The sequence below is a fragment of the Bradyrhizobium sp. SHOUNA76 genome, from assembly GCF_023006445.1.
In the GTDB taxonomy this organism is placed as follows: Bacteria; Pseudomonadota; Alphaproteobacteria; order Rhizobiales; family Xanthobacteraceae; genus Bradyrhizobium.
Genome location: NZ_JALBHA010000785.1, coordinates 1 through 1,930, shown reverse-complemented (window position 1 = coordinate 1,930; position 1,930 = coordinate 1). Strand labels below are relative to the sequence as shown.

The window sequence follows — 1,930 nt, the reverse complement described above, 5'->3', positions numbered from 1 at the left end:
CGATGGCGGCGCCCGCGGTCTGGCGGGCCCGGCGTGAGCCCGGCGCGCAGTTTCTGCTGGCCTGGCTGATCCCGTCCTGGATCGTGTTCGAGGCCGTGCTGACCAAGCTGCCGCATTACGTGCTGCCGCTCTATCCGGCGATCGCCATTCTCACCGCGGGCGCGGTCGAACGTCGTGTGCTGTCGCGCTCCTGGCTGATGCGCGGTTCAGCCTGGTGGTTCGCGATCCCCGCGGCCGCCTCGATCATCGCGGTGGTCGGCGCGGTGATGCTGACCCGGCAGCCGGCCTTCGTGGCCTGGCCGTTCATCGCGGCGTCACTGATCTTCGGGCTGTTCGCCTGGTGGCTCTACGACAACAATCGCGCCGAGCGCTCGCTGCTCAACGCGCTGGTCGCGGCCCTGATGCTGGCGGTGGTGGTGTACGGCATCGTGCTGCCGTCATTGACGCCGCTGTTTCCGAGCATCGAGGTCGCGCGCGCGCTCCGCAATGTCACCTGCGTCGGGCCGAAGGCTGCTGCTGCCGGCTATCACGAGCCGAGCCTGGTCTTCCTGACGGGCACGCAGACGCTGCTGACCGACGGCTCGGGTGCTGCGGACTTCCTGCGGCAGGGCAGCTGTCGCTTCGCGCTGATCGAGCAGCGCTCGGAGCGCAGCTTCGTGCAGCGCGCCGAAGCGATCGGATTGCGCTACAAGGTCGGGACGCGCATCGACGGCTATAATTTCTCGCAAGGCCGCGCGATCTCGATCTCGATCTTCCGGTCGGAAGGCACCGAATAGGATGCCGGCCCCGACCAGCAGCGCGCCGCGTCCGGCCTATCCCGCGCAATTGCTCGCTGTGTCCCGGCAGGCGCTGGCGCAGCTGGTTCGCACGCCCTCGCATTCGCGCCGCGCAGAGGCCGCGCGAAAACTGGCGCGGCATTCACTATGGCTCAGCGTAGCGGGCGCAGCCCTGGTCATCGTTCTGATGGTCGCCTTCGACCAGACCGAGATCCAGCTGATGCCGGCGCGCGGCACCCCGGGACTGTGGCCGATCCGCATTCTCACCGATTTCGGCAAGGATGAATATCTGCTGTCGGTGCTGGGGGCTACGCTGGTGGTTCTGGCGTTCGTCGCGGCAGGGCTGCATGGGACGCGCCGCGCGCTGCTGCTCGGTCTGGGCACGCGGCTGCAGTTTGTGTTTCTGTCGATTGCCGTCTCGGCATTCGTCGCCGAGATCCTGAAATATCTCTTCGGCCGCGGCCGTCCGTTCGTCGGCGGCAAGGCCAATCCGTTCAACTTCGTGCCGTTCGAGGGGACGGGGGCCTATGCCAGCCTGCCGTCGGGCCATGCCGTGGCGGCGTTCGCCCTGGCGTTTGCCGTGTCAGCAATGTGGCCGCGGCTGCGCGTATTCATGTTCACTTACGCAATCGTGATCCTGTTGACGCGGCTGGTGCTGGTCGCGCATCACCCGAGCGACGTCGTGGCCGGCGCCCTGGTCGGCACGGTCGGCGCCATGGCAGTCCGCTACTGGTTCGCGGCCCGAAGGCTCGGTTTTGCCATCCGCGCCGACGGCACCATCGTGCCTCTTGCGGGGGCGGTCTCGGGCCGCCTCAAAAGGGTTGCCCACGGGGCATCCGCCCCATAAAAGCGGCTGCCTGCCGGAGGCGCCGGTTCCCCGGGCAGTCCCATTCCAACCACGAGCCTCGATTTGTCGTCGTCCCAGCCCTCGGTTTCCCAGCCTTCGGTTTCCATCGTCGTTCCCGTGCGCAACGAAGCCGACAACATCGCGCCGCTGATCGCGGAGATCGGTGCGGCGCTCGACGGCCGCTGGGCCTACGAGATCATCTACGTCAACGACGGCTCGACCGATGCGACCGGCGAGCGGCTCGCGACGCTCATGGCGCAGCGGGACAATCTGCGCCAGCTCCGCCACGCCAGATCAGGCGGCCAAT

At 67.8% G+C, this 1,930-nt stretch carries 2 protein-coding genes and 1 pseudogene; all 3 read left to right on the top strand.

Annotation, left to right across the window (positions count from 1 at the left end; all coding sequences use genetic code 11):
• Positions 1-776: pseudogene (locus tag MOV74_RS37080) on the top strand (glycosyl transferase); the annotation flags it as partial.
• Between the two features lies 1 nt (position 777).
• Complete coding sequence (locus tag MOV74_RS37075) at positions 778-1,623, top strand: phosphatase PAP2 family protein (protein WP_246932348.1); 846 nt, start codon at positions 778-780, stop codon at positions 1,621-1,623.
• A 63-nt stretch (positions 1,624-1,686) separates the two neighbouring features.
• Positions 1,687-1,930: glycosyltransferase (locus tag MOV74_RS37070; protein ID WP_246932346.1), on the top strand; the 244-nt coding region annotated here is incomplete at its 3' end.